25 protein-coding genes and 1 pseudogene are annotated in these 23,876 nt (G+C 68.7%); 5 read left to right on the top strand and 21 right to left on the bottom strand.

The window, feature by feature from the left end; translation table 11 throughout:
- Window positions 1–7: 7 nt before the first annotated feature.
- The 6 genes and pseudogenes from hisI to FHX42_RS15375 form a co-directional block, all read right to left on the bottom strand.
- Window positions 8–382 (bottom strand): phosphoribosyl-AMP cyclohydrolase, encoded by a 375-nt coding sequence (gene hisI / locus FHX42_RS15400; RefSeq protein ID WP_182545077.1) that lies wholly within the window; start codon window positions 380–382, stop codon window positions 8–10.
- A complete protein-coding gene (hisF, locus tag FHX42_RS15395; protein WP_182545076.1) occupies window positions 379–1,152 on the bottom strand; it encodes an imidazole glycerol phosphate synthase subunit HisF in 774 nt (257 codons plus the stop codon). The genes hisI and hisF overlap by 4 nt, the downstream gene beginning before the upstream one ends.
- A gap of 47 nt (window positions 1,153–1,199) precedes the next feature.
- The gene (priA, locus tag FHX42_RS15390; RefSeq protein ID WP_182545075.1) at window positions 1,200–1,937 is read right to left on the bottom strand and encodes a bifunctional 1-(5-phosphoribosyl)-5-((5-phosphoribosylamino)methylideneamino)imidazole-4-carboxamide isomerase/phosphoribosylanthranilate isomerase PriA; all 738 of its coding nucleotides are present in this window, start codon (window positions 1,935–1,937) and stop codon (window positions 1,200–1,202) included.
- A gap of 25 nt (window positions 1,938–1,962) precedes the next feature.
- Complete coding sequence (locus FHX42_RS15385; protein ID WP_328796191.1) at window positions 1,963–2,169, bottom strand: hypothetical protein; 207 nt, start codon at window positions 2,167–2,169, stop codon at window positions 1,963–1,965.
- Window positions 2,166–2,789, bottom strand: a complete 624-nt coding sequence (gene hisH, locus FHX42_RS15380) for an imidazole glycerol phosphate synthase subunit HisH (protein ID WP_182545074.1) — start codon at window positions 2,787–2,789, stop codon at window positions 2,166–2,168. Before hisH ends, FHX42_RS15385 begins: the two co-directional genes overlap by 4 nt.
- A gap of 215 nt (window positions 2,790–3,004) precedes the next feature.
- Window positions 3,005–3,197, bottom strand: a pseudogene (locus FHX42_RS15375) (transketolase); the annotation flags it as partial.
- A gap of 107 nt (window positions 3,198–3,304) precedes the next feature.
- Between FHX42_RS15375 and soxR the strand changes: the two are divergent.
- Window positions 3,305–3,766, top strand: coding sequence for a redox-sensitive transcriptional activator SoxR (soxR, locus tag FHX42_RS15370; protein ID WP_182545073.1), 462 nt, complete (start codon window positions 3,305–3,307; stop codon window positions 3,764–3,766).
- Between the two features lie 4 nt (window positions 3,767–3,770).
- Here the strand turns inward: soxR and FHX42_RS15365 are convergent, their stop codons facing one another.
- Both FHX42_RS15365 and FHX42_RS15360 read right to left on the bottom strand, forming a co-directional pair.
- Complete coding sequence (locus FHX42_RS15365) at window positions 3,771–4,451, bottom strand: response regulator (RefSeq protein ID WP_182545072.1); 681 nt, start codon at window positions 4,449–4,451, stop codon at window positions 3,771–3,773.
- A complete protein-coding gene (locus FHX42_RS15360) occupies window positions 4,448–6,025 on the bottom strand; it encodes a sensor histidine kinase (RefSeq protein WP_328796189.1) in 1,578 nt (525 codons plus the stop codon). The genes FHX42_RS15365 and FHX42_RS15360 overlap by 4 nt, the downstream gene beginning before the upstream one ends.
- 262 nt (window positions 6,026–6,287) lie before the next feature.
- Here FHX42_RS15360 and FHX42_RS15355 point away from each other — a divergent pair, with 262 nt between their 5' ends.
- Entirely contained in the window at window positions 6,288–7,631 is a 1,344-nt protein-coding gene (locus FHX42_RS15355) for a GntP family permease (protein ID WP_328796188.1), read from the top strand.
- An 81-nt stretch (window positions 7,632–7,712) separates the two neighbouring features.
- On the opposite strand, the gene FHX42_RS15350 is transcribed toward FHX42_RS15355, so the two are convergent.
- The 6 genes from FHX42_RS15350 to FHX42_RS15325 all read right to left on the bottom strand — a co-directional run bounded on the left by FHX42_RS15350 (window position 7,713) and on the right by FHX42_RS15325 (window position 14,504).
- A complete protein-coding gene (locus tag FHX42_RS15350; RefSeq protein ID WP_182545070.1) occupies window positions 7,713–7,868 on the bottom strand; it encodes a hypothetical protein in 156 nt (51 codons plus the stop codon).
- An 82-nt stretch (window positions 7,869–7,950) separates the two neighbouring features.
- Window positions 7,951–10,278 carry an FdhF/YdeP family oxidoreductase gene (locus FHX42_RS15345; protein WP_182545069.1) on the bottom strand — a complete coding sequence of 776 codons (2,328 nt, stop codon included), beginning with the start codon at window positions 10,276–10,278 and terminating at the stop codon, window positions 7,951–7,953.
- A gap of 149 nt (window positions 10,279–10,427) precedes the next feature.
- Window positions 10,428–11,042: an imidazoleglycerol-phosphate dehydratase HisB gene (gene hisB, locus FHX42_RS15340; protein WP_182545068.1), complete on the bottom strand. Its 615-nt coding sequence runs from the start codon at window positions 11,040–11,042 to the stop codon at window positions 10,428–10,430.
- Window positions 11,039–12,157 (bottom strand): histidinol-phosphate transaminase, encoded by a 1,119-nt coding sequence (locus tag FHX42_RS15335; protein WP_182545067.1) that lies wholly within the window; start codon window positions 12,155–12,157, stop codon window positions 11,039–11,041. The genes hisB and FHX42_RS15335 overlap by 4 nt, the downstream gene beginning before the upstream one ends.
- 102 nt (window positions 12,158–12,259) lie before the next feature.
- Window positions 12,260–13,585: a histidinol dehydrogenase gene (hisD, locus tag FHX42_RS15330; RefSeq protein ID WP_182545066.1), complete on the bottom strand. Its 1,326-nt coding sequence runs from the start codon at window positions 13,583–13,585 to the stop codon at window positions 12,260–12,262.
- Window positions 13,586–13,676: 91 nt separating this feature from the next.
- Window positions 13,677–14,504 (bottom strand): RNA-guided endonuclease TnpB family protein, encoded by an 828-nt coding sequence (locus FHX42_RS15325; RefSeq protein ID WP_182545065.1) that lies wholly within the window; start codon window positions 14,502–14,504, stop codon window positions 13,677–13,679.
- Between the two features lie 185 nt (window positions 14,505–14,689).
- Here FHX42_RS15325 and FHX42_RS15320 point away from each other — a divergent pair, with 185 nt between their 5' ends.
- Window positions 14,690–15,964, top strand: a complete 1,275-nt coding sequence (locus FHX42_RS15320) for a M14 family metallopeptidase (protein WP_182545064.1) — start codon at window positions 14,690–14,692, stop codon at window positions 15,962–15,964.
- Between the two features lie 49 nt (window positions 15,965–16,013).
- Here FHX42_RS15320 and FHX42_RS15315 read toward each other — a convergent pair whose 3' ends face one another.
- From FHX42_RS15315 to FHX42_RS15290, 6 genes are all read right to left on the bottom strand, one after another.
- Window positions 16,014–16,166: a hypothetical protein gene (locus FHX42_RS15315; protein ID WP_182545063.1), complete on the bottom strand. Its 153-nt coding sequence runs from the start codon at window positions 16,164–16,166 to the stop codon at window positions 16,014–16,016.
- 107 nt (window positions 16,167–16,273) lie between these two features.
- Window positions 16,274–16,903 (bottom strand): ABC transporter ATP-binding protein, encoded by a 630-nt coding sequence (locus FHX42_RS15310; protein WP_182545062.1) that lies wholly within the window; start codon window positions 16,901–16,903, stop codon window positions 16,274–16,276.
- Window positions 16,897–17,898, bottom strand: a complete 1,002-nt coding sequence (locus tag FHX42_RS15305; protein ID WP_182545061.1) for an ABC transporter ATP-binding protein — start codon at window positions 17,896–17,898, stop codon at window positions 16,897–16,899. The genes FHX42_RS15310 and FHX42_RS15305 overlap by 7 nt, the downstream gene beginning before the upstream one ends.
- Entirely contained in the window at window positions 17,895–18,737 is an 843-nt protein-coding gene (locus FHX42_RS15300) for an ABC transporter permease (protein WP_182545060.1), read from the bottom strand. The genes FHX42_RS15305 and FHX42_RS15300 overlap by 4 nt, the downstream gene beginning before the upstream one ends.
- Before the next feature lie 73 nt (window positions 18,738–18,810).
- Window positions 18,811–19,815 carry an ABC transporter permease gene (locus FHX42_RS15295; RefSeq protein ID WP_328796183.1) on the bottom strand — a complete coding sequence of 335 codons (1,005 nt, stop codon included), beginning with the start codon at window positions 19,813–19,815 and terminating at the stop codon, window positions 18,811–18,813.
- Window positions 19,812–21,401 carry an ABC transporter substrate-binding protein gene (locus tag FHX42_RS15290; RefSeq protein WP_328796182.1) on the bottom strand — a complete coding sequence of 530 codons (1,590 nt, stop codon included), beginning with the start codon at window positions 21,399–21,401 and terminating at the stop codon, window positions 19,812–19,814. The genes FHX42_RS15295 and FHX42_RS15290 overlap by 4 nt, the downstream gene beginning before the upstream one ends.
- Before the next feature lie 137 nt (window positions 21,402–21,538).
- Here FHX42_RS15290 and FHX42_RS15285 point away from each other — a divergent pair, with 137 nt between their 5' ends.
- On the top strand, window positions 21,539–22,330 hold the full coding sequence (locus FHX42_RS15285; RefSeq protein ID WP_182545306.1) for a carbon-nitrogen hydrolase family protein: 792 nt from the start codon (window positions 21,539–21,541) through the stop codon (window positions 22,328–22,330).
- A 53-nt stretch (window positions 22,331–22,383) separates the two neighbouring features.
- Here FHX42_RS15285 and pgsA read toward each other — a convergent pair whose 3' ends face one another.
- Window positions 22,384–22,989, bottom strand: a complete 606-nt coding sequence (gene pgsA, locus FHX42_RS15280) for a phosphatidylinositol phosphate synthase (protein WP_182545059.1) — start codon at window positions 22,987–22,989, stop codon at window positions 22,384–22,386.
- A gap of 185 nt (window positions 22,990–23,174) precedes the next feature.
- Between pgsA and FHX42_RS15275 the strand changes: the two genes are divergently transcribed.
- A complete protein-coding gene (locus tag FHX42_RS15275; protein ID WP_182545058.1) occupies window positions 23,175–23,711 on the top strand; it encodes a YceI family protein in 537 nt (178 codons plus the stop codon).
- Window positions 23,712–23,876 lie beyond the last annotated feature (165 nt).

Genomic DNA, 23,876 nt, shown 5'->3' with positions numbered 1-23,876 from the left:
CGGGAGCTCACCCGAAGGCGTGCTCTTCCTCCGGACCGAGCAGCAGGTCGGCGTCGAAGCACGTGTGATCGCCTGTGTGGCAGGCCCCGTCCCGCTGGTCGACCACGAGCAGCACCGTGTCCCCGTCGCAGTCCAGGCGCACTTCGTGCACGTACTGCGTGTGCCCGGAGGTTTCCCCCTTGACCCAGCGCTGGCCACGGCTGCGCGAGTAGTACGTGCCTCGCCGGGTCGTCAGCGTGTGCTGCAACGCGGCATCGTCCATCCACGCCATCATGAGCACCTCACCGGTGCCGCGCTGCTGGACGACGACGGCGACGAGTCCGTCCTCGTTGCGTTTGAGCCGTGCCGCGATTTCCGGGGCCAGCCCGCTCTCCTCGCTCACCGTACCGTGATCCCCTCAGCACGCATCGCTTCCTTGACCTCACTGATTCGCAACTGGCCGAAGTGGAACACGCTGGCGGCCAGCACCGCGTCGGCCCCGGCGTGCACGGCGGGCGCGAAGTGCTCGACAGCTCCGGCCCCACCACTCGCGATCAGCGGTACCCGCACCTCGGCGCGCGTGGCACGGATCATCTCCAGATCGAAACCGGTCTTCGTCCCGTCGGCGTCCATGGAGTTCAGCAGGATCTCGCCGACACCGAGCCGTTCACCGCGTCGCGCCCACTCCACGGCGCAGATCCCGGTACCTTTCCGACCACCGTGCGTGGTGACCTCGAAACCCGAAGGGGTCGGCGTCTCCCCCTCCGGCACTCGGCGGGCATCGACCGACAGCACCACGCACTGTGCGCCGAACCGCTGCGAGGACTCGTGCAGCAGTTCGGGGCGCGCGATGGCCGCGGTGTTCAGGCTGACCTTGTCCGCACCGGCCCGCAGCAGCCGGTCGATGTCCTCGGGACTGCGGACACCGCCTCCCACGGTCAGCGGGATGAACACCTGCTCGGCCGTGCGACGCACCACCTCGTAGGTGGTCTCCCGGTCCGCGGAGGAAGCCGTGACGTCGAGGAACGTCAGTTCGTCGGCGCTCTCGACGCCATAAGCACGAGCGAGCTCCACCGGATCGCCGGCATCCACCAGGTTGGTGAAGTTCACGCCCTTGACCACTCGTCCCGCATCGACGTCCAGGCAGGGAATCACACGCACCGCAACGGCCATACTGCCAGGATAAGGACCCCGCAGGTTCGCCGACGCGCGGGCCGTGATCAGTGATCGGCGACGGCCGCCAGCGCTTCTTCCAGGGTGAAGTTGCCCGCGTAGAGAGCCTTGCCCACGATCGAGCCCTCCAGACCGAGTGGTGCCAGCTTCGCCAACTCGGTCAGATCCTCGAGCGTGGAGATTCCGCCGGAGGCCACGACAGGAGCCCGCGTCCGGGAGCAGACCTCACGCAGCAGCTCCGTGTTCGGCCCCTGAAGGGTGCCGTCCTTGCTGACGTCGGTGACGACGTAGCGGTGGCATCCCGCCGCGTCCAGCCGGGCGAGCACCTCCCACAGGTCGCCACCGTCGGTCGTCCAACCGCGCGCCGCCAGCCGATGACCGTGCTCGGTGATCCGCACGTCGAGACCGACGGCGACACGCTCACCGTGCTCGGCGACCACCCGGTCGGCCCAGTCCGGATCCTCCAGCGCGGCGGTACCGAGGTTGACCCGGGCGCAGCCCGTTTCCAGGGCGGCCTTCAGCGACGCGTCGTCGCGAATACCTCCGGAGAGCTCGACACGAACGTCGAGCTCGGAAGCGACGTCGGCCAGCAGCTCACGGTTCGACCCCCGCCCGAAGGCGGCGTCGAGATCGACCAGATGAATCCACTCCGCGCCCGAGCGCTGCCAGGCCAGCGCGGCCTCCAGCGGATCACCATAGGAAGTTTCGGTTCCGGCCGCGCCCTGCACGAGCCGGACAGCCTGGCCCTCGGCCACGTCCACAGCGGGAAGCAGAGTAAAAGTCACACGACAACCCTACGACTCGACCCGTTCAACGACGGTTCCGGCCGGAACGCGTGGCAGCCACCGTGGGAGTCGCCACCACGAGGATCGCGAGCAGCAGCACGAGCCACACCGGCAGCCCCGCCGCCACCAGGTAGGTCGAGGAGAATCCGACGACCATGCCCAGGCACAGCACCAGCGCGATGACTCGTGTCGCACCGCCGGGCCGCATCAGCCCGTACCGCCGCGCGCTCACAGCTCGCCCAACCAGTTTCGCAGCAGCTGCGCGCCGGCCTCGCCCGACTTCTCGGGGTGAAACTGCGTCGCCGCCAGCGGGCCGCTCTCCACTGCCGCCACGAACGGTTCCCCGTGCTCGGCCCACGTCACCAGCGACGGCGTCTCCGAGGCGTCCGGCTCCCAGTTGCGCACGGCGAACGAGTGCACGAAGTAGAAGCGCGTGCCCGCGGACATTCCCGCGAACAAGGTGCTGCCCGGCGCGGCGGTGACCTCGTTCCACCCCATGTGGGGCAGGATGTCGGCACGAAGCCGTTCGACGGCACCGGGCCAGCGCCCGACACCGTCGGCTCGTACGTCGTGTTCCACGCCACGGTCGAACAGGATCTGCATACCCACGCAGATCCCGAGCACCGGGCGCTCCCCCTCCAGGCGCCGATCGATGATCTTGTCACCCCCCGCGGCCAGCAACCCGTCCATGCAGGCGGAGAACGCACCGACTCCCGGCACCACCAGGCCGTCGGCCTCCAGTGCCGCCGTGTGGTCGGACGTGACCTCCACGTCGGCCCCGGCATGTTCCAGGGCGCGCTCGGCGGAGCGCAGATTGCCTGATCCGTAATCCAGTACGACGACTCGTGGCACACGCCCAGCTTAACCGCTCGGGAAAACCGACGGCGCCACCACTCACTCCGTCCCGGCCGCGCCGCACCACGTGCGAACCGGGGCCGTCAGCCGGCGGCTCGGTATTGGCCCGCTCGGACAGGCGCAGGTAGACACGATCGTCACCGCCAGTGCCCGTTCCAGCAAGGTTCGCACCTCACCCGGGTGCCCCGGCACGTGCACGGTCCAGCTCACGCGGGGTCGAGAAAACCCTTCGCGGCCAACGCCGCGCAGTAGGGCGTCGGGCCGTGGCCCTTCGACAGCAGGAACCGATCACGCTCGGGATCGTCGGGCCGTCGAGGGTTCACCGACGGCACCCGGTCGTAGAGCGCCCGCAGCACGTCCAGTGCTGGACGTCGCCGCCGTCGAATGCTGCTCGTCGCCGGTCATGCGGCTCGTCAAGCCTTCCAGGGCGCCGTAGCCGGTATCCGCCGGAGAGCCGATGGGCGCAGCTTCCGACTTCTAGTTCACTCGAAGTCAAGAGGTAAACTGCGCGCATGTCGAAACTCGCGAAAATGCTCAGCATCGGTGAGGTCTCCCATCGCAGTGGAGTCGCTCAAACGGCGTTGCGCTTCTACGAGGACCGCGGGCTGATTTCGTCGACCAGAACCAGTGGTAACCAGCGTCGTTACGAGCGGGGAGTGCTGCGCAGGCTGGCATTCATCCGAGCCGCCCAACGCGTCGGCCTCAGCCTGGAGCAGGTGGGCTCGGCACTCGCGGAGCTGCCCTCCGATCACGCTCCCACCAAGGCCGACTGGAACAGGCTGTCGCAACAGTGGCGGGACGAACTCGACACCCGCATCGACGGTCTGCAGCGCCTGCGCGATCGCCTCACCGGGTGTATCGGTTGTGGCTGCCTGTCGCTGCGCAGCTGCTCGCTGCAGAATCAGGACGACCAGTTGGCCGAGCAGGGGCCGGGTGCCCCACGACTGCGTCCGCGAAGCGAAGGCGGCCTGTGACCGTTCACGAGCGGGACTGCCAGGAGTACATCATCTCGGGGCGACCGATGCCGCCGTAGTGCGGCGTCCGTACCGCCATGCCGTGGGAAACGAGGTACTCCAAGTACCGGCGGGCGGTTACCCGGGAAACCCCGGCGGCCTCGGCGATCGAAGCCGCCGAGGCTCCGCCCGAGCGTTCGCGCAGCGCCGAGACGACGACCTCCAGGGTTTCCTCGCCCATCCCCTTGGGCAGTGAGCTCCGATCCACTCCCCGCAGCGCGGAGAAGGCGCGGTCGATGTCGCCCTGCCCGCTCGCCTCTCCCTCCCCGCGCAGCTCGGCCCGGAAACGAGCATAGCTTTCGAGCTTGTCCCGCATCGTGGCGAAGGTGAACGGCTTCAGCAGGTACTGCACCACACCGCTGGCCACCGAGTCACGCACGATCTTGAGGTCGCGTGCCGAAGTCACGGCGATCACGTCGGCACCCCGCCCCCCCGTGCGCAGTGCCCGGCTCACCTGAAGGCCGTCCATGTCCGGCAAGCGCAAATCCAGCAGCACCAGGTCGACGGGGCTGGACTCCAGCCACCGCAGCGCGGCCTGACCGGTGCGTACCCGTCCGGCGACCTCGAAACCGGCGATCCGGCCGACATACAGCTCGTGGGCCTCACCCGCCACGGGATCGTCCTCGACAACCAGTACCGAGATCACGAGCTGCCCCCCGGGGCCTCGACGGCTTCCTGCCTGACCGGCAGGCGCACGGTGAACACCGCTCCCCCCTCGTCGGTCACGTCCACCCGGCCGCCGTGGCGGCGAACGCTTTGCCCGACCAGCGCCAGACCGAGACCACGACCGTCCTGACGAGTCGACCATCCGCGCTGGAAGACCCGGCTCACGGACGCGGGGTCCACCCCTGCACCGTTATCGGCGACTCGGATGATCAGATCATCTCCCCGTGTCCGTATCGTCACGGTGACGGTGGGAACACGGTCGGTCAGCGGGGACTCGAGGACCGCTTCGATCGCATTGTCCATCAGGTTTCCCAGCATCGTCACCAGATCGCGGGATTCGACGCGGTCGACGAGTTCGTCGTCGACCTCCGTGTCCTCGGTGAGCACCACATCCACGCCACGCTCGCGCGCCTCGGCGCTCTTGCCCAGCAGCACGGCCGCCATCACGGGCTCGGTCACCGCTCCCACCACTCGATCGGTGAGCCGCTGCGCGAGCTCCAACTCGGCGGTGGCGAACTCCACCGCCTCTTCGGACCTGCCCAGCTCGACGAGCGAGACCACGGTATGCAGTCGGTTCGCCGACTCGTGCGCCTGGGAGCGCAGCGATTCGGAGAATCCGCGCATGGAGTCGAGTTCCCCGGACAGCGCCTGCAGGTCCGTGTGGTCCCTGAGAGTCACCACGCTGCCCAAGTCGCGCTCCCCGCTGCGCACAGCCGAAACACTGACCAGCAGTACCCGTTCTGAGGTCAGGTGGACCTCGTCCCGCACGGTACGCCCCCCTGCGATGGTCTCGATCAGAGAATCGGGAAGGTCCAGCTCGGCCACTTCGGATCCTTCGACTCGCGAGGACTCCCAGGACAACAGTGCCGCGGCACCGTCGTTGCACAACGTGATCCGCCCCGTGGGCGAAACCAGCAGCAACCCCTCTCGGACCGAGTGCAGGATCGCATCGTGGTAGTCGTACATCCGGCTGAGCTGATCCGGTCGCAGGCCGTGCGTGTACCTGCGCAGTCGCCTGCTGACCGCGTACGTGCCCAGTCCCGCGAGCAGCAGCGCCACGGCCGCGACCACCAGCAGTCCGGTCAGCTGGTCGCGCAGTTCCCTGGTGAGCACGCGGACGGTGATCCCGACACTCACCAGCGCGCGAACCCCTCCCTCGCGGCCGAGCACCGGTGCCACGGCGCGGACCGAGGGTCCCAACGTGCCGGTGTAGGTCTCGGTGAACGTCCCGCCCTCCAGCGCGGGACGGAAATGACCGATGAACCTCTCCCCGATTCGCCGGGGATCGGGATGGGTGTAACGGATACCGCGTGGATCCATGATCGTGATGAAGTCGACGCCGGTATCGGCCTGGACCTCCTTCGACCAGGGCTGCAACGTCGCACTCGGAGCAGGGCCGCGCAGCGCGTCCCGCAGTTGAGGAGTCGCCGCGATCGTTTCGGCCACGGCGATCACCTCCTGCCGGGCGGCCTGCCGATGCTGACGTTGCGCGTTGTACCAGGCCAGCGCGGACCCTGCCCCGACAACGGTGACCACGATCACCGCCTGGAGCACGAACAGCCTCCTGGCCAGGCTCCACCTGCCCGCACCACTGCCGAACCGGTTCCGCTCCCCGGCTCTCCCGCGAAAAAACACGAACCACCAAGTATCAGCCGCGTAAACGAAATGAACACAAGGGTGACGACGACGCCAACGATCGTCGATAGTGCCCTGCGACATACGGCGTGACCTGGAGCACTGCCGACGCCCCTGTGTGACCGGAAACCTCGACAGTGGCAGACAACGCAACCGCGAGCGGCGACCCAAGGAGATCCGGGTGAGCGACGTACTGATAATGCTGCACACCGCAATAGCCATTCTCGGCACGGTGGTGCTGATCCTGGCGCTGCGCGTCGAACCCCTCATCGCCCTGCTGACAGGCTCGATCTACCTCGGCCTGGCGACGGGACTCGGGTTCACCGGCACGATCGAAGCCATCACGAGCGGCTTCGGCGACATCATGACCAGCATCGGAATGCTGATCGTCTTCGGCGTCCTGCTGGGATCACTGCTGTCGGCCACCGGAGCCCTGCGCAAGCTGACCGAATCACTGCTGCGCGTCTTCGGCGCCGAACGATCTCCCTACGTGTTCAGCACGACCATGAGCAGCGTGTTCCCCGCCATCTACACGGACGTGCTGCTCGTGCTGACGGCTCCGCTCGGCCGCACCATCGCCCCGCGTATCCGGCGGGACGGTACGGCGGCGATGGGCGCGGCACTGATCCTCGGTTCCGAGCTGGGGCTCGTGCTGGTCGTCCCCGGTGCCGGTGCCCTGGCCGTGGCGGGGCTGCTGGGCGTGCCGCTGGGGCAGATGCTGTTGTTCGGACTCGTGATCAGCGTGCCGACCGCGCTGATCACCACCTTCCTGTACAAGCAGGTCCTCGCCCGAGGCATGTGGAACCAGGACACCGACGAGCTGGCTCCGGCGGAGACACCCGAGCAGGAACCCGAAGAGGCCCCCGCGCAGTCGGGCAAGCTCCCCTCCCTGGGCATTTCGCTGTTGCCGCTGCTGCTCGCGATCGTACTGATCGCCGCCGGCGGCATCGCCAAGGTCGCGGGCGTGTCCACGGGGCCGCTCGCGTTCTTCGGTGATCCCCTCATCGCCCTGTTCCTCGGCGTGATCGGTGCGTACCTGCTGGCGTGGCGCAGCCTGTCCAGGCAGCAGGCCGGAGACACTCTCGGCAACGGGCTCCGTGAGTGCGGCAGCATCCTGATCATCACCGGTGTCGGCGGTTCCCTGGGCGGAGTCATCAGCAAGACCGGCCTGGAGGACATCCTGGCCGGCTACTTCTCCACGAACGCCCTGTCACCACTGATCCTGGCCTGGATCATCGCCGCGGTGCTGCACGTGGCCATCGGATCGACGTCGGTGGCCGCCATCACCGCGGGTGGCATCCTGGCACCGGTGCTCGGCAGCATCGACGTCGCTCCGCTGCTCGTCGCGCTCGCCGCCGGCTCCGGCGCGCTGTTCGCCGTGCACGTCAACAGCAACTTCTTCTGGATGTTCCAGCGGCTGATGAACCTGTCCACCCGGGGCACGCTCAAGACGTGCACCCTGGTGACCACCATGGCCTCGGTGGTCTCCCTCGCGCTGGTACTCCTGTTGAGCCTGGCGTGGTGACCGCTTAAAGATTCTCGGTGATCACACCGGGCTCGTGCGAAGCCGTGCCCTCACGGTTCCGCGCGAACCCGGTGTCCGCACTCAACCGAACAGCCACATGACTCCGGAGCCCAGAGCCAGCACTCCGGCGATCCCCAGTAAGACGGCGAGGAACTTGGCAGTCTTCCACGTCGCGTAAACACCGCCGAGGAAGAATCCCGCCAGCGCGAGCAGGAAGACCGGGATGTAGGTCTGCACAGGGGGTTCTCCGTAGGTCGTGAGTGAGCCTGTTTCGAACAGGTATTTTCGCTCACTACCCTCCGCACCCGGACGAAGCCCCTCACCTCCGGTCGGGCCGTCGCTCCAGGCCGACGACGACGGCCTTGGAGACCGGGGTGTTGGACTCGTCGGCGACCGCGTCGAGCGGCACCAGCGGGTTGGCCTCGGGATAGTAGGCCGCCGCACAGCGCCGGGGCGTGGAGTACGACACGATCCGGAAGGCTTCGGCACGACGCCGCTCGACGTTTCCGTCACCGTCCGGCCACTCCGAGACCAGGTCGACCACCTCCCCGTCGGAGAAGCCGAGTTCGGTGATGTCGGTCATGTTGACCAGGACGACGCGCCGCCCGTCCTCGATGCCTCGGTAACGGTCGGACAAACCGTAGATCGTGGTGTTGTACTGGTCGTGACTGCGCAACGTCTGCAACAGCAGCCGCCCCTCGGGGACCTCGATCGGTTCCGGGGTGTTGACCGTGAAGTTGGCCCTGCCCGTGGCGGTCGGGAAGGTGCGACTGTCCCGGGGTGGGTGCGGCAGCACGAAACCGTCGGGATGACGCACCCGCTCGTTGTAGTCGGCGCAACCGGGTACGACACGGGCGATGTGCTCGCGGATGCGGTCGTAGTCGCGCTCGAAGGACTCCCAGGCCACGGGGTGCTCGGAGCCGAGCACCCTGCGAGCCAGTCGGGAGATGATGGCGACCTCGGACAACAGGTGCGACGAGACCGGGCGCAGCCGCCCGCGTGAACCGTGCACCACGGACATGGAGTCCTCGACGGTCACGAACTGGTCACCGGAAGCCTGCGTGTCCCGTTCGGTCCGGCCGAGCGTGGGCAGGATCAGCGCCGTCCGCCCCGGCACCACGTGCGAACGGTTGAGCTTCGTCGAGACCTGCACGGTCAGCTCGCAGCCGCGCAGGGCCGACTCGGTGGCTTCGGTGTCCGGAGTGGCTGCCAGGAAGTTGCCGCCCATCCCGAGGAACGCCCGGCACCGGCCGGCGTGCATGGCTCGCAACGTGTCGACGGTGTCGAAGCCGTGCTCGCGAGGCGAAGTGATGCCGAACTCGCCGTCCAGGGCGGACAGGAACGACTCGGGCATCTTCTCCCAGATGCCCATGGTGCGGTCGCCCTGGACGTTGGAGTGCCCGCGTACCGGGCAGACTCCGGCACCGGGCTTACCGATCATGCCGCGCAGCAGCAGTACGTTGACGATCTCTCGGATCGTGGGGACCGCCTGCTTGTGCTGGGTCAGTCCCATCGCCCAGCACACGATGGTGCGTTGGGAACCAGCGAGCATGTCCGCGATGCGTTCGATCTGCCGGCGCTCCAGGCCGGTGACGACCTCGACCCGCTGCCAGTCGATCTCCCGGGCCTGCTCGGCGAAGGGGGCGAAGCCGTGGGTGTGCTCCTCGAGGAAGTCGTGGTCCAGCACGGTTCCCGGAGCGGCGTCCTCGGCACGCAGCAGCAGCGCGCCCAGCGTCTTGAACAGCACGAGGTCGCCGCCGACGCGGATCTGGGCGAACTCGTCGGCCAGCGCGGTACCGTCACCGACCACACCACGCAGGTTCTGCGGGTTCTTGAACCGCATCAACCCGGTCTCCGGCAGTGGGTTGACGGCCACGACACTGCCGCCGCGCTGCTTGACCTTCTCCAACGAGGAGAGCATGCGCGGGTGGTTGGTCCCCGGGTTCTGGCCCACCACGAGGACCAGGTCGGCACTTTCGACGTCGGGAAGTGACACCGAACCCTTGCCGACACCGATGGTCTCGCTCAACGCCGAACCCGACGACTCGTGACACATGTTCGAGCAGTCCGGCAGGTTGTTCGTGCCGAAGGAGCGCACCATGAGCTGATACAGGAAAGCGGCCTCGTTGCTGGTGCGTCCCGAGGTGTAGAAGGCCGCCTCGTTCGGGGTGTCCAACCGACCCAGCTCACCGGCGACGACGTCGAAGGCCCCGTCCCACGAGATCGGGCGGTAGTGGTCGGTGCCCTCGTGCAGGATCATCGGCTGCGTCAGCCGTCCCTGCTGACCCAGCCAGTAGTCGCTGCGCCGCGCCAGTTCGGAAACCGGATGTCGGGCGAAGAAATCCGCTCCGACCGTGCGCGTGGTGGCCTCCTCCGCGACGGCCTTCGCACCGTTCTCGCAGAACTCGGCCATCTTGCGGGTGTCCCCGTCGGACTCACGCGGGTCCGGCCAGGCACAACCGGGACAGTCGAATCCCCCGGTCTGGTTGAGCAGCGGGAGGGTCTTCACCGAGCGGGCCACTCCCATCTGCTGCAAGCTGCGTTGCAGCGAGACGAGAACCCCCTTGACTCCCGCGGCTGCCTTCCCTGGCGCGCCCACTTCCACGCCCGACTCGTCGACATCGCGCTCAGGCGCCCGTCGTACCACGTCGCATCACACCCGTTCCCTGATCGAGATGCGCCCATTGTCCTCTTCCGACGCCGGAGAGTGAACCGCGGTCACCGGTCCTGATCGATTCCCACGAACCACCCACGCGTGCAAGGCACCTTCGAGACCGCGAGATCGTCGAGGCCGCCCTACAACGCCCCCTTGGTGGAGGGCACGACACCGGCGAAGCGGGGATCCGGCTCGGTGGCAGTGCGCAGGGCGCGGGCGACGGCCTTGTACTGCGCCTCGGTGATGTGGTGCGGATCCCGGCCGTGAATCACCCGCACGTGCAGGTTGATCTGCGCGTGGAAGGCCAACGACTCGAACACGTGCCGATTGAGCACGAACGGGTAGTTGTTACCGATCGTGAAGGTGTTGTACTGTTCCGGCTCTCCGGTCAGCACGCAGTACGAACGCCCGGACACGTCGACAGCGGCGTGCGCGAGCGTCTCGTCCATGGGAATCCAGGCGTCGCCGAAACGACGGATGCCCTTCTTGTCCCCGAGAGCCTGCCGGAACGCCTGGCCCAACACGATCGCGATGTCCTCGACGGTGTGGTGAGCATCGATGTGCACGTCACCCGTGGCCCGCACGGTCAGGTCGAACCCCGCGTGCGTGCCCAGGGAATTCAGCATGTGGTCGTAGAACGGCACGGTGGTGTCGACCTCGACCTGTCCCGTTCCGTCGAGGTCCAGTTCGACCAGCACCGCGGACTCCTTGGTGCTGCGCTCGATCCGGGCCGTACGGGCCGCCGCCTCGCTCACCGGTAAATCTCCTCACTCACTTGATCACTCGCCGTCAGGAACACGTCGTTCTCCTCCGGCGTACCGATGGTCACCCGCAGGTGTTCGGCGATGCCGGAATCGCGGATCAGGACGTCGCAGTCCAGGTACCGCTCCCACGCCCGGTGGGCGTCGGCAAACCGTCCGAACAGGACGAAGTTGGCATCGCTGGGAACCGGGGTGAACCCACGCTCGCGCAACCCCCGCACGACCCGCTCCCGCTCGTCGGCCAACGCCTGCACCGAGCCGAGGGTGGTCTTGGCGTGGCGCAGCGCCGCCCGCGCGGCGGCCTGCGTGATCACCGAGAGGTGGTACGGCAACCGAACCAGCAACAGCGCCTCGATCACGGCGGGCGCCGCCGCGAGATAACCGAGCCGCCCCCCTGCGAAGGCGAACGCCTTGCTCATGGTGCGACTGACGATCAGCTTGTTCGGGAATTCCTCGATCAGCGTGACCGCGCTCGGGCGCGCGGAGAACTCCACGTAGGCCTCGTCCACGATGACCACACCGGGTGCGGCCTCCAGGATCGCCCGCAGGTCCCCGGGGTCCACCGACTGCCCGGTGGGGTTGTTCGGGCTGGTCACGAACACGACGTCGGGCCGGCGCTCGGCCACCTGCCGCGCGGCTTCCGGCCCGTCCAGGCTGAAGTCGGCGCGGCGGGGGGAACTCAGCCACTCGGTACGCGTTCCCGCGGACAGGATCGGGTGCATCGAGTAGGAGGGCTCGAAGCCCAGCGCGGTCCTGTCCGGCCCGCCGAAGACCTGCAGCAGCTGTTGCAGCACCTCGTTGGACCCGTTGGCCGCCCAGACGTTGGCCGCCGACAGCGTGACACCGGTCGCGCCGGTGAGGTAGGCGGCGAGGTCCTCGCGCAGAACGGTGGCGTCGCGGTCGGGATACCGGTGCAGCGACGCCGCGACCTCCCGCACCGAGGTGGTCACGTCGTCGACCAGCTCCTGCGGCGGGGGGAACGGGTTCTCGTTGGTGTTCAGGCGAACCGGAACATCGATCTGTGGTGCGCCGTAAGGGCTCCGCCCGCGCAGATCCTCCCGCAGCGGAAGGTCGGCCAGCGTCGCATCCCCGCCGATCACGTCACTCATGGGGCTCCCAATGTTCGTTCACTCTTCTCGCGCGGAGTTCGCACGAATCGCTGGCAGTCGTTCGACTGCGCCGATCGCCGAGCAAGCGACGCACAAGTCGGTCTACGCACCCTTTTGGTCGAAGCGGGCGGCGACGGCCTGTCCGTGCGCGGGCAGGTCCTCGGCGTCGGCCAGGGCGACGACCTCGTCGGTGACGTCGCGCAGCGCCTGCTCGCTGTACTCGATCACGTGGATGCCACGCAGGAAGCTCTGCACGCTCAGTCCGGACGAGTGCCGTGCGCATCCGCCGGTGGGCAGCACGTGGTTGGACCCCGCGCAGTAGTCACCGAGCGAGACCGGGGCGAACGCTCCGACGAAGATCGCACCCGCGTTGCGCACGCGCGCCGCCACCGCTGAAGCCTGCCGGGTCTGGACCTCCAGGTGTTCGGCCGCGTAGGCGTCGACCACCCGCACTCCGCCGGTCACGTCGGAGACCAGCACGCAGCCGGACTGGGTACCGGTCAGCGCGGTACGGATGCGCTCGTCGTGCTTGGTCCGAGCCACCTGGCGATCGAGTTCGGCGTCTACGGCGTCGGCGAGCTGCGCGGAAGGGGTGACCAGCACGCTGGCCGCGAGGGTGTCGTGCTCGGCCTGGCTGATCAGGTCGGCGGCGACGTGGACCGGATCGGCGGTCTCGTCCGCCAGGATCGCGATCTCGGTGGGCCCCGCCTCCGAGTCGATACCGACGAGGCTGCGCAGATGACGCTTGGCCGCCGTCACGTAGAGGTTGCCCGGTCCGGTGACCGTGTCCACGGGCATCAACTCGGCCCCGTCGGTGTCGGAGCCGCCGTAGGCCAGCAGCGCCACCGCCTGCGCTCCGCCGACGGCCCAGACCTCGGCGACCCCGAGCAGGTGCGCCGCGGCGAGGATGGTCGGGTGCGGAAGACCGCCGAACTCGGCCTGCGGCGGTGAGCACACGACCAGCGACTCGACGCCGGCGGCCTGCGCCGGGACCACGTTCATCACCACGCTCGACGGGTACACGGCCAACCCACCGGGGGCGTACAGGCCGACTCGGGACACCGGCACCCACCGCTCGGTAACCGTGCCGCCGGGAGCGACCTCGGTGGTCACGTCCTCGCGACGTTGGGCGGTGTGGACCCTGCGGGCGCGCCTGATCGACTCCTCCAGCGCGGCACGCACGGAGGGATCGAGTTCGTCGAGCGCGCGGGCCAGCTCCGCCGCCGGAACCCGGACCCGCTCGGGGCGCACCGAGTCGAACCGTTCGGTGAACTCCAGCACCGCGGGCACCCCGCGGTCGCGTACATCGTCGATCACGGGACGGACCCGATGCAGCACCTCTTCCACGTCGGTACCGGCGCGCGGCAGCACGGCGCGCAGTTCGGTGGGCGACGGGACACGACCGCGCAGGTCAGTACGGGCGAGCATGGGCGTCCTTACGTACGGGGGTGGCCTCCACCAGGATAATCGCCCGTTCGGAAAGCGTGTAAAAGCGTGCACTTCCTGAGCCGTCGTATTGCTACGCGGCGTCGGCCCCGGCCCGGTGGGTCGAGGTCTTCCCGTAGCGGTACCCGGTACCAGCGGGGCTGGTCTTGCGTGGGTTTCCAGCGGGCTCGTTTTGCGTCGCCCCGCAGCTCGGGGAGGACGTGCTGCCCGTGGTCTCGGCCGGGCTGGCGAGGTTGCGGGCCGCGTTGAGGTCGCGATCGGTGGCGCAGCCGCAGTGATCGCAGGTGAAGGTGCGTTGCCGCAGGCTCAGTGTGGCTGTCACCACGCCACAGTCGTCGCAGGTTTTCGAGCTGGGGCAGAATCGGTCGGCCACGATCAGTGCGCGGTGCGACCAGGCGGCCTTGTAGGTCACCTGACGCCGCGCCCCGCCCATACCCGCACCGGGGACCGCGCGGGCGAGTTGTCGGTTGCGCAGCATCCCGGCCACGTGCAGGTCTTCCAGCACCACCGCATCGAATTCGTTCACGAGTCGGGTGGAGAGCTGGTGCAACCCATCAGCCCGAGCATTGGCGATGGCCGTACGCAGCTCCGCGATCCGGACCTGCGTCTTACGCCACCGGGCCGAGGTTTTCTGACCAGCACGTTTGTCCGGGCCCTGCTGACGAGCGGTGCCGCGTTCGACGTGGCGGGCCAGCTTGCGAGTCGACTCGTGCGTGCGCACCGTCCCGATCCGGGGCAACCGCACATGCCTGCGGTTGAACGCGAATCGGGCAGCGCCACGGTGGGAAGCCAGCATGGCCTGCTGCTCGGCGGTGGAGCCCGGGGCGAGCCGGTAGGCCTGCAGCACCATCCCCACCGTGCCCCACACCCGACGCCACGAGTACCCACCCGAACAACGCATGAAATGACACGCCTCAACACGCGAAGACACACAACCACAAACAGCCGGAGACACCTTCTCCAGCCGGGAGGGCAGTCCCGGGAAGCGCCGAAAACGGCAACGGCACTCCGACGGAAGTGGGTTGCCGAGCACAACCACAGTCGGGAATATCACACGGTCACGAAAAGTGATCGAACGGAGACGTGATGTTCCCTTCACGCCGCAGTGCCGCGGCAGTGGCAGCAGGCGCGTGCCTGCTCCTGCTCCCCCCGTTGCAAACCACTGTCGCCGCAGCCGGGAGTCCGGTCCAACCCGATACGGCGGCACCACGGGACCGAGCCGTTTACGCGGTGCCCAACACCGACACCGCCCAGCGCACGGAGCTCGCTCGGACGGGCGCCCTGGTGCTGTCCGCGCAGGGCGGGACCACGACGGTCGAAGCCACCACCGAGCAGGCCGAACGGCTCCGGGAGGCCGGATACACGCTGCATAAGCAGTCGAACGTGCGCACGGAGCTGGCACGCCCCGAGGCGGAACCCGCAGCCGTTCCCTCCTTCCCACCGGAGGACAGCGGATATCACACCTACCGGGAAATGGTGAGCGAGGTGGACAAGGCCGCCACCGACCACACCGACGTCGTCGCCCGTTCGAGCGCGGGCACCTCCGCGGAAGGCCGGGACATCCCGGCCGTCAAGATCAGCGACAACGCCGCGAAGGACGAGACCGAGCCCGAAGTGCTGTTCACCTGCAATCAGCACGCCCGGGAGCACCTGACCGCGGAGATGTGCCTGCACGTCGTGCAGCGCTTCACCGACGACTACGGCAGTGATCCCACGGTCACCGACATGGTCGACAACCGCGAGATCTGGGTCGTGCCGATGGCCAACCCCGACGGCATCGTCCACGACGTCGCCACGGGTCAGTACCGCGGGTGGCGGCGCAACCGCGGCCAACAGCCCACCGATCTCAACCGCAACTGGGGGCACCAGTGGGGCTGCTGCGACGGCTCCAGCGGTGACCCGACCTCACCGACCTACCGGGGGTCCGCACCGTTCTCGGCTCCGGAGACCTCGGCCATCCGGGACTTCACCAACTCCCGCGTGATCGACGGTGCGCAGCAGATCACCGCTCACATCGATTTCCACACCTTCTCCGAGCTGGTGCTCTGGCCCTACGGCTACACCACCTCGGACAGCGCTCCGGGAATGACCCGGCAGGAATACGAGCGGTTCGCCCGCGTCGGCAAGGAGATGGCCGCGACCAACGGCTACACGCCGCAGCAGTCCAGCGATCTCTACGTCACCGACGGCAGCGTCAACGACTGGATGTGGGCCGAACACGACGTCCTGTCGTTCACCTTCGAGATGTACCCGGGATCCGGCGGGATCCAGGGTTTCTACCCACCCGACGAGGTGATCGAGCGGGAAACCGCGCGCAACGACGCCGCCGTGGACATCCTGCTCCGCGAGGCGGGCGCCTGACGTTTTCGGGCGGGTGGGCGGTTTCGGCGAAAACGCCCACCCTTCCCGGTCACGCGAGCAGCAGGGCGAGCACTCCGCCGAGCACGCCCACCACCACCACGATGGCGGCGGTGATCAGGAGCCACCGCAGGTGCGGACGTTCGTCCTTGATCTCCGACCGGGCCCGTTCACGCCACTGCACGAACGTGGTGCCTTCACTCATGAAAGTTCTCCACTACCCATCACTTCAGCCCGGACCGCTCGGGGTACGGCCGGACACCCGCGGTTCACTCTCCCACAACCACTCGCCCCGGGGGCACCGGCTGGCCCTCAAATCCGCAGCACCCGCCCGGCCCACCGCTCGAGCAGCGCCTCGTCGTGGCTGATGGCCAACACCCCGGTACCGTGCTCCTCGACCTGCCGGTCGACCACGCGTACGAGTGCGGCCGTGGTGGAAGCGTCCAGCATCGCGGTCATCTCGTCGCAGATCAGATAGCGCGGACGCAGGGCCAGGGCCCTGCCCAGGCACGCTCGCTGGAGTTGTCCGTCGCTGACCTCGTGCGGTCGTCGCCGCAGCAGTTCCGCGGTCAGGCCGACCTGCTCCGTCAGCGCCTCGATCGGCTCGGAGCGACCCGTCGCACGAAGTGGTTCCGCGACCACCTCGTGAAGCGTGAACCGGGGATCGACGGCCGGGCGGGGCTGCTGGAAAACCATGCCGATCGCCGTGCGCTGTGCACGGGGTGCGGAGTGTCGGAAACCGTCGACCACATCGCCGTCCACGCTGACTCGCCCCTCCCACGGCCGCTGCAACAGCCCCAGGACGCGAGCCACGGTCGACTTGCCGCACCCGCTCGGCCCCGCCAGACCGGTGACACGTCCGGCGGGAACCTCCACGTCGATGCCGTCGAGCACCGCGACGCCCTTGCGGTAGCCGGCGACCAGTCCGGTGCCGCTCAGCACGGCGCGTGAGCGGCGACCCAGCGGCCACCGTGTTCGATCAGCTCCGGATTCCCCGTGCACGGGGCGAATCCCGGCATGTCCGGGCAACGTTGGCAGAACACGCAACCCCATTCCCGTTCGAGACGTTCCAGTTCGGTGAGCACGGGCGGGTGGCCGGGGATCGGCTCGAACCCGCCCTCCGGCAGCGCCCGCAGCAACCCGGCGGTGTAGGGATGCCACGGGTTGGCGAAGATCTCCTCGGCGGGACCGACCTCGACGATCCTGCTCGCGTACATCACCGCCACGTCGGTGGCCACGCGCCGGGCGGCGGACAGGTCGTGGGTGATCAGCAGCACTCCGTGCCCACGTCGCGCGGTTTCGCCGAGCTGATCCATCGTCCGATCGACCAGTGGGCGGTCCAGACCGGTGGTGGGTTCGTCTGCCAGAACCACCGGGGGGTCGGCGACCAGGGCCAGGGCCAGGGCCACCCGCTGGGCCATGCCACCGGAGAGCTCGTGCGGGTAGTGCTCGAGGTCCTCCACCCGCAGACCGACCCGCCGGGCGAGCTCGTCGACCAGTTCCGCACCGGCCTCCGGCCGCAGCGCGCGGACGGCTTCGGCGAGCTGGGCGCGGGCCGTCCGCACCGGGGTCAGGTGGGTACTCGCCGACTGCGGGACCAGCCCGACACCTCGTCCGCGTACCTCGCCCGCCAGCACCGACTCCGGGGCGGAGATCAGCTCCACCGGATCGGGACGGTACAGCCGAGCTCGTCCCCGTACCTGGGCGTTGGCGGGCAGCAGCCCGAGCAGCGCGGAAGCCAGCACCGACTTGCCGCACCCGGACTCGCCCACCAGGGCCAGCACCCTGCCCGGCCGCAGGTTCAGCGAGGCGTCGGTGACGGCACGTACCTCCGAGCCCGGACGCCGACGCGGGGACAGCAGGAACCGCACCGAGAGTCGATCCAGTCGCAGCAGCGGCTCGCTCTCCTGCTCGTCGGCGCCGGTACACGCGGTCACAGTGACAACTCCGATCTTCTGCGGGGAACCACCCTGTCACGCCAGGTCGCGGCGATACCCGACACGGCCAGCGTCGTGGCCACCAGCAGCAACGAGGGGAACAGGATGAGCCACCACGCGCCGAGGAGCACGGCCGAGCGCCCGTCGCCGAGGATGTTGCCGATGCTGGCCATGTGCGGCGGCAGCCCGAGCCCGAGGAAGCTCAGCGCCGTCTCGTGCCACACCGCGTGCGGGATCAGCAGCACGGCCGAGAGCGCTGCCTGGGGCACGACCGCCGGGAGGAAGTGGCGGTACAGCACACGCAGGCGGCTCGCACCACCGGAGATCGCCGCGTCGATGTAGGGGCGCTCTCGCAGCGAGAGCACTTCCGAACGCACGATGCGGGCGACGGTGGCCCAGTGCGTCAACGCGATCGAGAGCATCACCGCCACCACGCTGCCCCGGTACAGCGACACGATCACGATGCCCAGCAGCAGGTGCGGCACGGCGTTGACCGCGTCGACCGCTCGCATCAGCAGCCGGTCGCTCCATCCGCCGAGAGCTCCCGCGGCCACCCCCACGGCCGAACCGAGCACCGTGGACACCACGGCGCTGATCGCCGCCACCAGCAACGAGATCCGCAGTCCCGCCAACGACCGCACGAACAGGTCGCGTCCGCTGCTGTCGGTGCCGAACGGATGCGCCCATCCCGGGGGCAGCCGGATCGCCTCGTAGTGCACCGTGCTCCCGCTGCCGAACAGCGGGGGAACGATCAGCGCCGCCAACACCACCAGCACGAGCGTTCCCAGGGAGCCCCACAGGCGCGCGCGGACGCGCGCACCCGTGGCGCGTCCGCGCATGGTGCCCGCTCGTCTACGGCTCGCGTCACGCCACTGATCGGGCGCCGCTGACGACTCCGTGGCTCGTCCCGTCTCAACCATCGGCGGACACCCTCGGATCCAACAGCACGGCCGCGACATCGGCGAGGAGCGATCCGAGCAGCACGGCGGCCGTGGCCACCAGCGTCAGAATCGCCAGCAACGGATAGTCCACCGCCGTGGCGGCCGTGACCACGGCCGCGGCCAGGCCCGGCCAGGAGAAGACCTCCTCGACCAGGACCGTGCCGGTCACCAGTTCGGGAATGCGCGCGCCGATCAGCGTGACGAAGGGCAGCAACGCCGTCGGCAGCGCATGGCGCAACACCACCACCCGTTCACCGAGTCCCCGTGCGCGCGCTCCCGTCACGTGGTCCTGCGACAACGAGCTCAGCATCGACTGCCGCACGTGCAGCACCAGCCAAGGAGACTGCGAGATCCCGAGTACCAGGGCGGGCAGGGCCAGGTGTTCGACGACCTGGCCGATGCTCAACGCGCTCCCCGCGTCGGTCAGGCCCGCCACCGGCAACCACCCGAGGCCCAGCGAGAACAGCGCGATCGCCAGCAGCGCGAGCACGAACGGCGGAATGCCCTCCAACGCGTGACCGAGTGCGGTGACGACCCGGTCGATCCAACCGCCCTGGCGCCAGGCGGCCACGGTGCCCAGGACGAGCGCGAACACCACGGCCACCACCAGCCCGGTCACCGTCAGCAGGAGTGTCCAGGGCAGTCGCTCGGCCAGTACTCGTGCGACCGGCTGACGCATGGAGCGGGACACTCCCAGATCGCCGGAGAGCACACCGGTGAACCAGCCCCAGAACTGCGCCAGCACTCCCTCGTCGAGGCCGAGCCGGGCACGCACGTCCGCCACGTCCGCCGCGGAGGCGTTGAGGATCTGGACTCCGTAGTACTGGTAGACCGGGTCGAACGGCGAGGCCGCCGCGAGCAGGAAGACCCCGAAAGCCACGAGGAACAGCACGGGAACGGCGAAGGCGAGCCGGCGCAGTACGAGGCGGGCCACCGCGGTGGCGCGGGAGCGGGATCCGGCGGTGGTGGGCGTCACCGCTGCGGCGTCCAGTCCTCGACGTTCCACCACGGCCCCCAGGTGGTGCCGTGCGTGTGCGGCTCGATCACCGGTTCGTAGCCGTTCCACGCACCGGTGCGCATCACGTAGCTGTGCTGGATGAAGGCCAGGTACACCAGTCCGGGATCGGCGACGTAGGCCGTCTGGGCCTGCTTGTAGTACCGGGCGCGCCGGGCGGAGTCGGTGGTGTGCCTGCCACGGTCGAGCGCGGCGTCCACAGCGGCGTTGCGGTACTGCGCGGGATTGTTGTAGGTGCCGGTGCCGATGACCGAGGAGTGCAGGCTGTCGTACATCTGCAGGTCCGGATCCAGCGGATTGCCGCCGCCGAGCACGATGGCGTCGGTGCCGATCCGGCTCGCCGCCTCCGTCCGGTCCACCCCGGCCGGACGCACCTCGATACCGACCTCCCCGGCGTCGGACGCGAAAGCCACGGCCAACTGCTTGCGCAGGCTGTCGTCGGCGAAGTACATCACCGTGAACTCGGCACGCTGACCGCCGCGCCGCCGGACGCCGTCGGGGCCCGGACGCCACCCACCGGCATCCAGCATCCCCTTCGCCCGCTTCCGGTCGAAGGCGAACCGTGCGGTGGGCTCGTGGTAGCGGTCCATCGAGGGCGGGATGGGGGTGTGGCCGGGAATGCCGTGGCCCCCCAGCAGCGCGTCGATCATGCCGTCGCGGTTGGCCGCGAGGTTCAGGGCCGTGCGCACGGTCGGATCGCCGGTGACCGGATGGGTGCTGGGCAGGGTGATGGCGCGATAGTCGGCGGTGTCGTGATGCACAGTCCGGTAGGAGTCCGTGCCGACCCGTTCCGCCAGCACCGGAGGCAGCACGGTGCCGTCGAACTCACCCGACCGCACCCGCTGTGCCCGGGTGTTGTCGTCGGTGGCGAAGACGACGGTGACCTCGCCGATCGCCGGGGCACCACCCCAGTAGTCCGGGTTGCCCCTCCAGACCATTCGCTCGCCCTGGCGCCACTCGACGAGCTGGTAGGGGCCGGTCCCGACCGGCTTGGTGTTGAGTTCGGAGTTCGTCAGCGGCGCGGGTTCGGCCAGCTTCTCCGCGGGCACGATGCCCAGCACCATCCGGGCGGGCCACGGCACGTAGGGATATTTGAGGTCGAACCGCACGGTGTGCGGGTCGAGAGCTTCGACCCGGTCCAGCATGTCGAAGTTGGAGCTGATCGTGGAGGCGTACGCCGGGTCGATCGCGGCCCGGTAGGTCGCCACCACGTCCTCGGCGTCGAACGGTGTTCCGTCGTGGAAGGTAACGTCGCCCCGCAGCTTCACCGTCCATCTGCGAGCGTCCTCGTCGGCCACGGGTGGTTCGGCGGCCAGCGCGGGAAGCAGTGATCCCTTGCCGTCGAAGGCCATCAGGCCGTCGTAGAACTTGGCCGCGCCCGCGTGCGCGTAGCCCAGCAGGGGGTTGAGACTGTCCGGTTCGTAGCCGTCGGCGAGCAGCATCGAATCGGCGCCGTCACCGCCCGGTTTCGACGGCACCGAGCAACCGGCGCCGAACAGGGTCAGCGTGGCCAGGGACGTGGTCATCAGAGTACGGCGATCGATCACTCGATCACCCTAAGCACTGCTGCAACTCTTGCTCAATAAGCCACCCCAGTACTGAGCTGTTTCCCACGCTGGCCGCGCGCCCGCCCCCTCGGGCAGGATGACGAGTGACGGCCACGACCATCGCGGGAGGATGTCAGGTGCGAATCGCGCTGTGCCAGATCGTTTCCGGCCCGGAACCGCAGGCGAACCTGGATCTGGTCGCCGACGGGATCCGGCGGGCCGCCGAGGCCGGAGCCGAGCTCGCGGTGTTCCCGGAGGCCACGATGGCCTGCTTCGGCGTGAAGCTGGGACCGCTGGCCGAGCCGCTGGACGGTCCGTGGGCCACCGGCGTCCGGCGACTGGCCGAGCAGGCCGGCATCGCCGTCGTGGCCGGCATGTTCACCCCCACCGACGACGGTCGGGTCACCAACACGCTGCTGGTCACGGGGCGCGGAACGGACACGCACTACGACAAGGTCCATCTCTACGACGCTTTCGGTTTCTCCGAGTCCAGAACGGTGGCTCCCGGGGACAAGCCGCTGACCGTCGATCTCGGGGGAATGCGGATCGGCGTGGCGACCTGCTACGACATCCGGTTCCCCGGCCTCTACACCACACTGGCCGAGCAGGGCGCCTCGGTGATCGTGACCCCGGCATCCTGGGGTGCGGGTGAGGGAAAGCGCGAACAGTGGGAGCTGCTCGTGCGTGCTCGCGCGTTGGACTCGACAGCGTGGGTGCTGGGCTGCGGGCAGGCCGATCCGCTCAGCATCGGGCGACAGCCCAGCGGCAAGGCGCCGACGGGGATCGGGTACAGCACCGTGGCCACCCCGCTCGGCAGGATCCACGATCAGCTGGACGCGGAACCGGGAGTCCTGATCACCGACGTCGACCCGGTCGAGGTCGAACAGGTCCGCGGCAGCCTGCCGGTGCTGTCCAACCGCAGGTTCTGAAGCCGCGGCCGACGACCCCGAATCCCGCCGGACCGCTTCGGCGCCCGAAGGAATCAGGGGCGGCTGCTCGCTATGTGCACGGCCCACAGTCGCTGGCCGATGGTGACCGTCGAGAGCACCACCAGCGTCCAGACGGCGACGTCGAGGACGTAGGGCACTCCCAAGCCGTGCAGACCGGTACCGACCAGGATGATGACGAAGCGTTCGGCGCGCTCGGCCAGACCACCCTCGACGCCGAGGTCGTTGGCCTCGGCCCTGGCCTTGATGTAGGAGATCACCTGCGCCCCGACCAGGCACAGCAGCATCCCCAGCCCGCGACCGTGATCGTCGGCCACGACCAGCGACCACCACACCAGCGAGCCGAACAGGGCCCCGTCGGCGATGCGGTCGCAGCTGGCGTCGAGTACCGCGCCGAAGGCCGTCGTCCTGCCTCGCGCCCTGGCCATGGAACCGTCGACGAGGTCGAACATCAGGAACACCGCCACCACGACGGTGCCCACGAACAACTTCCCTTGCGGGAAGAACCACAGGGCCGTGACGACACTGGCCACCGTCCCGACTATCGTCACCACATCGGGTGACAACCCCAGGCGTAGCAACCACGCACCGACCGGGTCACTCACCCGGGAAACGCCAGCCCGCGCGAAGATATTGAGCATCGTCAGAATTGTCCGCCGCCTGTACACCGTGTGTCCGGTGCAGCCTAACCGGCCTGATCACGACACCGACGACAGACCTGCGGACCACGACGTCGCCGAGCACTCGTGTGCTGAGCCACAGCGGGAATGGTTGAACTTTCAATCTGGTTGCTCGGAACGAACACGCTCCAGACAAGGAGGCCGACTTGACCACCAGCACATCGATCCCCGACTACGTCGTGGGAACGTGGAACATCGACGCCGTTCACTCGGGTATCGAGTTCACCCTGCGTCACATGGGAGTCGGCCGGTCCCGCGGCCGCTTCGACTCGTTCGAGGGCGAGATCGTCACCGCCGAGAACCCGCTGGACTCCTCGGTGACCGCCACCATCGACGCGGCCTCGTTCAACACCGGCAACGCCGACCGCGACGCTCACGTCCGCAACTCGGACTTCCTCGACGTCGAGAACCACCCCACCATCACCTTCCGCTCCACCGCCATTCGCGAGGACGGCGACGAGTGGGCCATCGACGGCGAGCTCACCCTGCGCGGTGTGACCAAGCCGGTGACGCTGAGCGTCGAGCCCGGCGGCTTCACCGACGACGGCCAGGGCGGCAAGATGCTCGGGGGCACCGCGTCGACCACGATCAACCGCACCGACTTCGGTGTCGGTCCCGACGGTGGCGCCATGCTCGGCGAGAAGGTCAAGATCACGCTGGACATCGAGGCGCAGAGCTCCTGATCGGAAGGGCCCGCGGTGCGCGCGACGGCAACCGCGGACCCTCTGGCACAGCGCGCGGATCGGCTTGTGGAGCGGCGCGGGGGTCAGTGGGACCCGCGCCGTGGGGTTTGACGATTTTCCCTAAAGTTGTGGCACAACTTTAGGGAAAATCGCACCAATCCGCGC

It is taken from the genome of Halosaccharopolyspora lacisalsi, from assembly GCF_014137975.1.
Taxonomy (GTDB): domain Bacteria; phylum Actinomycetota; class Actinomycetes; order Mycobacteriales; family Pseudonocardiaceae; genus Halosaccharopolyspora; species Halosaccharopolyspora lacisalsi.
Note: the sequence above shows the minus strand (reverse complement) of the source record. Positions and strands in the feature narration are given on the sequence as shown.

Bases quoted from the DNA above. Each gene is read 5' to 3' on its own strand.
- FHX42_RS15320 (WP_182545064.1), top strand. From the start codon at position 14,690: ATGTTCCCTTCACGCCGCAGTGCCGCGGCAGTGGCAGCAGGCGCGTGC.
- FHX42_RS15315 (WP_182545063.1), bottom strand. From the start codon at position 16,166: ATGAGTGAAGGCACCACGTTCGTGCAGTGGCGTGAACGGGCCCGGTCG.
- FHX42_RS15335 (WP_182545067.1), bottom strand. From the start codon at position 12,157: ATGAGTGACGTGATCGGCGGGGATGCGACGCTGGCCGACCTTCCGCTG.
- FHX42_RS15325 (WP_182545065.1), bottom strand. From the start codon at position 14,504: ATGCGTTGTTCGGGTGGGTACTCGTGGCGTCGGGTGTGGGGCACGGTG.
- soxR (WP_182545073.1), top strand. From the start codon at position 3,305: ATGTCGAAACTCGCGAAAATGCTCAGCATCGGTGAGGTCTCCCATCGC.
- pgsA (WP_182545059.1), bottom strand. From the start codon at position 22,989: ATGCTCAATATCTTCGCGCGGGCTGGCGTTTCCCGGGTGAGTGACCCG.
- hisD (WP_182545066.1), bottom strand. From the start codon at position 13,585: ATGCTCGCCCGTACTGACCTGCGCGGTCGTGTCCCGTCGCCCACCGAA.
- hisF (WP_182545076.1), bottom strand. From the start codon at position 1,152: ATGGCCGTTGCGGTGCGTGTGATTCCCTGCCTGGACGTCGATGCGGGA.
- FHX42_RS15300 (WP_182545060.1), bottom strand. From the start codon at position 18,737: ATGCGCGGACGCGCCACGGGTGCGCGCGTCCGCGCGCGCCTGTGGGGC.